The organism is Sphingomonas sp. (assembly GCF_013812825.1).
In the GTDB taxonomy this organism is placed as follows: Bacteria; Pseudomonadota; Alphaproteobacteria; order Sphingomonadales; family Sphingomonadaceae; genus Sphingomicrobium.
In genome coordinates this window covers 1-8,091 of sequence record NZ_JACCSU010000051.1, presented here as the reverse complement: position 1 = coordinate 8,091, position 8,091 = coordinate 1, and the positions used below count along the sequence as shown (strand labels likewise).

At 67.3% G+C, this 8,091-nt stretch carries 7 protein-coding genes and 1 pseudogene; 6 read left to right on the top strand and 2 right to left on the bottom strand.

All coding sequences use genetic code 11. The features are described from left to right. The 4 genes from H0T81_RS07120 to H0T81_RS07105 form a co-directional block, all read left to right on the top strand. Nucleotides 1–780: N-acetylmuramoyl-L-alanine amidase (locus H0T81_RS07120; protein WP_294011340.1), on the top strand; the 780-nt coding region annotated here is incomplete at its 5' end. A gap of 44 nt (nt 781–824) precedes the next feature. Then, on the top strand, nt 825–3,449 hold the full coding sequence (locus tag H0T81_RS07115) for a PBP1A family penicillin-binding protein (RefSeq protein WP_294011338.1): 2,625 nt from the start codon (nt 825–827) through the stop codon (nt 3,447–3,449). Between the two features lie 48 nt (nt 3,450–3,497). Continuing rightward, entirely contained in the window at nt 3,498–4,625 is a 1,128-nt protein-coding gene (gene prfB, locus H0T81_RS07110; protein WP_294011336.1) for a peptide chain release factor 2, read from the top strand. After that, on the top strand, nt 4,615–5,307 hold the full coding sequence (locus H0T81_RS07105; protein ID WP_294011334.1) for a methyltransferase domain-containing protein: 693 nt from the start codon (nt 4,615–4,617) through the stop codon (nt 5,305–5,307). The genes prfB and H0T81_RS07105 overlap by 11 nt, the downstream gene beginning before the upstream one ends. On the opposite strand, the gene H0T81_RS07100 is transcribed toward H0T81_RS07105, so the two are convergent. Further along, nucleotides 5,304–5,708, bottom strand: a complete 405-nt coding sequence (locus H0T81_RS07100) for a JAB domain-containing protein (protein ID WP_294011332.1) — start codon at nt 5,706–5,708, stop codon at nt 5,304–5,306. The genes H0T81_RS07105 and H0T81_RS07100 overlap by 4 nt on opposite strands. Nucleotides 5,709–5,839: 131 nt before the next feature. On the opposite strand from H0T81_RS07100, the gene H0T81_RS07095 reads away from it, so the two are divergent. Beyond that, nucleotides 5,840–6,634, top strand: coding sequence for a thymidylate synthase (locus H0T81_RS07095; protein ID WP_294011330.1), 795 nt, complete (start codon nt 5,840–5,842; stop codon nt 6,632–6,634). Nucleotides 6,635–6,803: 169 nt separating this feature from the next. Beyond that, the gene (locus H0T81_RS07090) at nt 6,804–6,950 is read left to right on the top strand and encodes an entericidin (protein WP_294011329.1); all 147 of its coding nucleotides are present in this window, start codon (nt 6,804–6,806) and stop codon (nt 6,948–6,950) included. Between the two features lie 89 nt (nt 6,951–7,039). On the opposite strand, the pseudogene H0T81_RS07085 reads toward H0T81_RS07090, so the two are convergent. Continuing rightward, nucleotides 7,040–8,091 (bottom strand): annotated as a pseudogene (locus tag H0T81_RS07085) (DNA-directed RNA polymerase subunit beta'); the annotation flags it as partial.

Sequence of the window (8,091 nt, the reverse complement as noted above, 5' to 3'; positions counted from 1 at the left end):
AGCGATGGCTCGCATCGGGCCGAGATCGGCGAGGCGCGCCGCGGCAGCGTCACCGTCAAGATCGCTCCCGCCGTCGACGTATTGGTCAGCGGCGGCAAGGCGGCCGGTCGGCCGATCGTCGTCATCGACCCCGGCCACGGCGGCCGCGATCCCGGGGCGATCTCGGTATCCGGAGCCGTGGCTGAAAAGCAACTGACGCTGGCGCTGGCCCGCGAGCTTCGCGACCGGCTGGTCGAGCGCGGCCGGGTGCGGGTCGCCCTGACCCGCGACAGCGACCGCTATCTCACTCTCGAGGAACGGGCCGGGGTCGCCCGCGGGCTCGGGGCGAGCCTGTTCCTGTCGCTGCACATGGACAGCGCGCCCAACCCGCTGGCCCGGGGTGCGAGCGTCTATTCCCTGTCGGACGTCGCTTCCGATCCCGAAGCGGCACGATTTGCCGCGGCCCAGAATGCCGGCGGGGTCGCCGGAGCCGCCGACGGCTCGGTCCGCTCGATGCTCTCCGACCTCGCGCTGCGCAGCCTGATGAGCGCCTCGGCCGACCTCGCCTCGCGCCTGGTGCGCAAGTCGTCCTCGCGGGTCGAGATGCGCCCCGAGCCGCACCGCTTCGCCACCTTCCACGTGCTTCGCCGCGCCGAGGCGCCGGCGGTGCTGTTCGAAGCGGGCTACGTCAGCAATGCCGACGACGAGCTGTTGCTGCGCTCGCCCGAGCATCGCGCCCAGCTCGTCGCCGGTCTCGCCGAAACCATTGAAGCGGATGTCGCGGCGCGCAGCCGGCGCTGATCGAGCTTTGCGGGCTTGCCCGAACTCGCTAGATGCAAGCGCAAATGAAGTTCGAGCGTCTTACGGTTCCCGACCTGCCGCTGCCGGATCTCGCCGGCTTTAACCGGCGGGTTCACGAGCGAATCGATCCCTGGTTCGAGCGGCGCTGGGTGCGCCGGGGAGCGTGGATCGGCGGCCTCGGCTTCTTGTTCTTCGCCGCGGTGTGGCTGTTCTTCGCCACCGGCTTGCCGTCGTCGGAGAAACTGCTCGCCTATCAGCCGCCGCTGCCGACCAACGTGCGCGGCTATGACGGCAATCCGGTCCAGACCTTTGCCCGCGAGCGGCGGGTCGAGCTCGCCTACGACGAATATCCGCCGCTGGTCATCCAGGCGTTCCTGGCGGCCGAGGACAAGACCTTCTTCAGCCACGGCGGAATCGATTACCCCGGCCTGGTCGGGGCGGTTGGGGATTTCGTCATGAAGACCGCAACCGATGGCGGCCGGGCGCGCGGCGGCTCGACCATCACCCAGCAGGTCGCCAAGGCGCTGCTCCAGGACAGCAGCTATTCGATCGGCCGCAAGATCCGCGAGGCGATCCTCGCGTTCCGGCTCGAATCGACGCTCAGCAAGGAGCAGATCCTCGAGCTGTACCTCAACCAGATCTTCCTCGGGCGGAACGCTTACGGTGTCCAGGCGGCGAGCCGTGCGTACTTCGACAAGGATGTCGGCGAGCTGACTCTGCCCGAAGCGGCCTATCTCGCTGTGCTGCCCAAGGCGCCGTCCAACTACGACCCGGTGCGGGCGACCCAGCGCGCAGTCAACCGCCGCAATTATGTCCTTCGTGAGATGGTCAGCAACGGCTTCATCGCGCCCGAGCAGATGACCGCCGCCGCCGCCGCTCCGCTGGGCACCATTCGCTACGGAAGCAGCGCGAAGTTTCGCGATATTGGCGGCTATTTCATGGAGGAGGTCCGCCGCGACCTCATGAAGCGCTATGGCCTGACGGTCGAGGACGGTCCCAACAGCGTCTATGGCGGCGGCCTGTGGGTGCGCACCTCGGTCGTCCCGCACATGCAGGCGGCGGCCGCCGAGGCGCTGCGCGAAGGCCTTGCCAAGTTCGACGGCGGCCGCGGCTGGCGCGATCCTGAACTCAGCATCGACGTCTCGGGCGACTGGGCCGGGCAGCTCGACCGCTCGCCGGTCGGCACCGGCTTTCCCGACTGGCGAAAGGCCGTCGTGCTGTCCAAGAGCGGGGGCGAAGCGCGGATCGGTTTTGCCAATGGCTCGACCGGCATTCTGCCCGCGTCAGCCGCGTCGATGCCCAAGCGCGGCGCGGGCGGGGCGGCCTTCAGCCACTTCCGCCCGGGCATGATCATCGTCGTCAAGAACGTCGCCGGCGACAATTATGCGCTGCGATCGATCCCCGAGATCGGCGGTGGCTTCGTCGCCGAGGAGGTCCGCACGGGCCGCGTGCTGGCGATGCAGGGCGGCTTCGACGTCATCGGGTCGAGCTACAACCGCGCCACACAGGCGGTCCGTCAGCCGGGCTCGGCATTCAAGCCGATCGTCTATGAGACCGCGCTCGAGAACGGCATGACTCCGGCCTCCATCATCGTCGATTCGCCCTTCTGCGTCTGGCAGGGGGCGGGGCTCGGCAACAAATGCTTCGTCAATTTCGACCGCCGCTATTCGGGGCCCAAGACGCTGCGCTGGGGGGTCGAGCAGTCGCGCAACCTGATGACCGTCCGCGCAGCCTCGCAGACCGGGATCGCCAAGGTCACCGAGACCGCCCGCAAGCTCGGCGTCGGCGACTATCCCGATTATCTGTCGATCGCGCTCGGCGCCGGCGACACCACGGTGCTCAAGCTGACCAACGCCTATGCGATCATGGCCAACCACGGCCGCTCCGTGCGGCCGACGCTGGTCGACTACATCCAGGACCGCAACGGCAAGGTCATCTACCGCACCGACAACCGCTGCCAGATCATGGATAATTGCACCGCCGCCGACTGGGACGGCAAGGGCATGCCGCGGCCGCCGGAGCGCACTCGTCAATTGCTCGACCCGATGGCCGCGTTCCAGATGGTCCATGTCCTGACCGGGGTCGTCGAGCGCGGCACCGCGACCGTGCTTCGCGATCTCGACCGCCCGCTGTTCGGCAAGACCGGCACGACCTCGGGGCCGACCAACGTCTGGTTCATCGGCGGCACTCCCGATATCGTCGCCGGCGTCTATATCGGCTACGACCAGCCGCGGCCGATGGGCCACGGCGCCCAGGGCGGGCGGATCGCGGCTCCGATCTTCAAGCAGTTCGCAAAGGCCGCGTTTGCGAGCTTGCCGAAAGTCCCGTTCGTCGCTCCGCCGGGCATTCGCTGGGCGCGCATCGACCGGGCGAGCGGCCGGAGGGTGTTCGGCACCTTCCCCACCCGCGAAGACCCCAAGTCGCCGGTCATCTGGGAAGCGTTCCAGCCGCAGACGGAGCCACGCCGCTCGTACCGCCGGGCCGGCGGCCGCTACGGCACCGACGATGCCGACGAGGAGGTGCAGGGCCAGGATCGCGACGCCAAGACCGTCAAGGCGGTGAGGCGACCCCGCGCGGCACCTCGGCGCACGGCACCGGCGACCATTGAGCCGCCCGCGCCAGCGCCGGCGCCCAGCAATCCCTTGCCAACGCAGCCTCCCACTCAATAAGCGGGGCACACCGCGGGCTTGCCCGCGGACCGTTTCCTGGAGACGACGATGCGCGCCGAGGCGCAGGCCCATATCGACGAGATCAGCGCGGCAACCGCGCTGCTTCGTCGATTCCTCGACTGGGACCGCGCGCACCGGCGCCTCGAGGAGTTGAATGCCAAGGTCGAGGAGCCAGCGCTTTGGGACGATCCCAAGGCGGCCCAGGAAGTCATGCGCGAGCGGCGCCGGCTCGAGGAAGCAATCAATGCTACCAGGGCGATCGAGCGCGAGCTGTCCGATACCGCCGAGCTCATCGAGATGGCCGAGGCCGAGGGTGACGAAGCGCTGGTCAACGAGGGCGTCCAGAGCCTTGCCGACCTCGCTGCCCGGGCCGAGCGCGACAAGGTCGCGGCGCTGCTCGCCGGCGAGGCCGATTCCAACAACAGCTATATCGAAGTCAACGCCGGCGCCGGCGGGACCGAGAGCCAGGACTGGGCCGAAATGCTGCAGCGGATGTACACCCGCTGGGCGGAGCGTCACGGGATGAAGGTCGAGCTCGTCGACCACCACTCCGGCGAGCAGGCGGGAATCAAGTCGGCGACCGTGCTGGTCAAGGGCGAGAACGCCTACGGCAATCTGAAGACCGAGAGCGGCGTCCACCGGCTCGTCCGGATCAGCCCCTACGACAGCTCGGCGCGTCGCCACACCAGCTTCGCCAGCGTCTGGGTCTACCCCGAAGTCGAGGATGACATCGACATCGAGGTCAATGAGGCCGACTTGCGAATCGACACCTACCGGGCGTCGGGCGCCGGCGGGCAGCACATCAACACCACCGACAGCGCGGTCCGAATTACCCATGTGCCGACCGGAATCGTCGTCGCCTGCCAAAATCAGCGCTCGCAGCACAAGAACCGGGCCGAGGCGATGAAACAGCTGAAGGCGAAATTGTACGAGGCCGAGCTCCAGCGCCGCGAGGCGCAGGCCCACGCCCAGAACGCGGCCAAGACGGACATCGGCTGGGGCCACCAGATCCGCAGCTACGTCCTGCAGCCCTACCAACTGGTCAAGGATCTGCGCACCGGGGTGACCTCGACTTCTCCCGGCGACGTGCTGGATGGCGACCTTGACCGGTTCATGGCCGCCGCCTTGTCGCAGCGCGTGACCGGCGAGCAGGTCGAGGTCGAGGATGTGGAGTAGGCGCCAGGGGCTGCTGCTTTTCGCAGCGGCGATCGCCTCGTGCCGGGCGGCGCCCGAGGAGCAGCGCTTTCCAAAGCCGCACCGCGCCGTCTCGCCGATCATCGGCGACAGCTTTTCCACCGAGGACGCGCGCGACCGGCTCGGCGAGGCCGAGCAGGTGATGCGGGTCTCGGGAGTCCGGCCGGGAATGTGGGTCGCCGACGTCGGCGCCGGGGAGGGCTATTACACCGTCCGGCTGTCGCCGGCGGTCGGCCCGCGCGGCCGGGTGCTGGCCGAGGACATCGTCGAGGAAACCCGCGACCGGCTTGCCCAGCGCGTGAACCGCGAGCGGCTCGACAATGTCGCGGTGCTGCTCGGCAAGCCCGACGATCCGATGCTTCCCAAGCGCTCCTTCGACCGCATCTTCATGGTTCACATGTACCACGAGGTGCAGTCGCCCTACGCGTTCCTGTGGCATCTGCGCGAAGGGCTCAAGCCGGACGGACTGGTAGTAGTGGTCGAGCTCGATCGACCGACCCGCCGCCACGGCACCCCGCCGTCGCTCCTGACTTGTGAATTCGCCGCGGTCGGAATGCGGCGAGTGCACATGACAATGCTGACCGGCGGCGATTCCTATCTGGCGATGTTCGCGATCGCCGGTCCGCGCCCGCGGCCGGCCGACATCAAGCCCTGCAAGGGTTAGAGCAGCCCCAGGCGGCGCAGGCTGGTGCACTCGGTACCGGCGAACACCAGATGGTCGAGGATCACGCAGTCGAGGGCCTCGGCCGCCGAGGCCAGCCGGCGGGTTGCCCGGCAATCGGCTTCGCTCGGAGTCGGATCGCCGCTCGGGTGGTTGTGGGCGAGCACGATTCCGGCGCTGCGATGAGCCGCCGCGTCGGCAATAATCGACCGGAGGGGAAAATCGGCGCCTGTCTCATCGCCTTCGTGACGGCTCAGGTGGACACAGCGCGCCTGCTGGTCGACATGGGCGACCCACAGGCTTTCGCAAGTCGGATCGGTGTCGGCGAAGCATCCGGCGAAGAAGTTGCGCGCGGCATCGCGCCCCTCCAGTTTCAGCGGAAATTCGGCACGCTGATATCGCATTCGGGCAGACTAAGTGCGCGCGTCCCCGGCAGCCACCACAACCGCGTCCACGCTGGAGCCGAAAGCCAACCAAAATGGACATAACCATCCCTCTTGGTGACCGCCCACGCAGCGTCTAGGGATAAGGCCCGATGCGGCAATATCTCGACCTGATGCGGCTGATCCTCGAGACGGGCATCGAGCAGATGGACCGCACCGAAACCGGCACGCTGACGCATTTCGGGGCGCAGATGCGCTTCGACCTCGCCGACGGTTTCCCGCTTCTGACCACCAAGAAGCTGCACCTGCGCTCGATCATCGTCGAATTGCTGTGGTTCCTTCGCGGCGACACCAACATCCGCTGGCTCAAGGAGCGCAACGTCAGCATCTGGGACGAATGGGCCGACGAGAACGGCGACTTGGGACCGGTCTACGGCAAGCAGTGGCGGGACTGGGAAACCGCCGACGGCCGCCGCATCGACCAGATCCGGCAGCTGATCGAGCTGATCAAGCGCGAGCCGTCGTCGCGCCGCCAGATCGTCACCGCCTGGAATCCGGGCGAGATCGACCGGATGGCGCTCGCCCCTTGCCACTGCCTGTTCCAGACCCAGGCGGCCGGCGGCCGCCTCAACCTCCAGCTCTACCAGCGAAGCGCCGATTTCTTCCTTGGAGTGCCGTTCAACATCGCCAGCTACGCGCTCCTGACGCACATGCTGGCGCGCGAATGCGGGCTCCAGCCGGGCGTGTTCGTGTGGACCGGGGGGGATTGCCACCTCTACTCCAACCATCTCGAGCAGGCGCGGCTACAGCTGGCCCGCGAGCCGCGGCCGCTGCCGCGCCTGGTGCTCAAGGACCGCGGGCAGCCGATCGACGGCTACGAGCCCGAGGATTTCGCCTTCGAGGCCTACGATCCGCACCCGCACATCGCCGCCCCGGTGGCGGTCTGACCTCGCCCGCTGAGAGGCGCCCTCAATCTAAGATTGGAAGAATTTTTCCGCTGGCTACCGACCCTGGGATTCTGGGAGGGTCGCGGGCCGGTTTAAAGATAACTTACATTTGGCATTCGGGAGCCGATGCATCGCCGCAGCGTTATACAGCCGCAACAAGGAGAAGGATATGACCCGCAAAATCGTTACTCTGGCTCTGATGGGAGCCTCGCTGGCAATTTCGGCGTGCGCCACGGTTAAGGGAGCCGCCCGCGACGTTCATTCGGTCGCGGAGTGCACTCAGGACATGATCAACAGGGGCGAATGCAAGGGATAAACGGGGAAAAACCCGCGTAAAAGAAGCCCCGCCGGGCGCTCCGGCGGGGCTTTTTTGTTGGCGACTGAAGGTGCTCAGTCCTTCAGATTTCAGTCCTTCAGATACTCGCCGGCATCGGCGTCGGTGCCGTGGCCGGAAGGCGCCACGTCCGCCAGCGGGTCGGCGTTGACCGCCGCTTCCGAGCCCTGGGCGAGCTCGGCCGCATGCTCCTCGGCCGCGCTGTTGGGCAGGACCAGCGATTCCTGGAGCTTGCGCTGTGCCGCCCGAAGCGCGGTGTCGCGGCTCGATGCCGCCACCCGCAGGCGGTTCATTCCAGCGCCGGTGCCCGCCGGGATCAGGCGCCCGACGATGACATTCTCCTTGAGGCCGTTGAGAGTGTCGATCTTGCCCTGGACCGCGGCCTCGGTCAGCACCCGCGTCGTCTCCTGGAACGAAGCCGCGGAGATGAAGCTGCGGGTCTGCAGCGACGCCTTGGTGATCCCGAGCAGCACCGGCTTGCCCTCGGCCTTCTTCTGCTTCTTCTCGAGGCGGGCGTTGGCCTCGTCCATCTCGTCGCGGTCGACCTGCTCGCCGGCCAGCAACGTGGTGTCGCCGCCGTCGGTGATCTCGACCTTCTGGAGCATCTGGCGGACGATCACCTCGATGTGCTTGTCGTTGATCTTGACGCCCTGGAGCCGGTAGACTTCCTGGATCTCGCTGACGAGATATTCGGCCAGCGCCTCGACTCCCAGGACTTCGAGGATGTCGTGTGGGTCGGGTGAGCCGCCGACGAGATTGTCGCCGCGCTTCACATAATCGCCTTCCTGGACGTCGATCACCTTCGACTTGGGAACCAGATATTCGACGGGCTCCGACCCGTCGTCGGGGATGATCGCGATCTTCCGCTTGGCCTTATAGTCCTTCATGAAGGTGACCTTGCCCGAGACCTTGGCGATGATCGCATTTTCCTTGGGCTTGCGCGCCTCGAACAGCTCCGCGACGCGCGGCAGGCCGCCGGTGATGTCGCGCGTCCGCGCCGCTTCGCGCGGCATGCGGGCGAGCACTTCGCCGGCCTCGACCTTCTGGCCATCTTCGACCGCGACGATCGCCCCCGAAGCGAGGCGATAGACGCCGGCTTCATTGGCGTCGGCGCCGGTCAGGG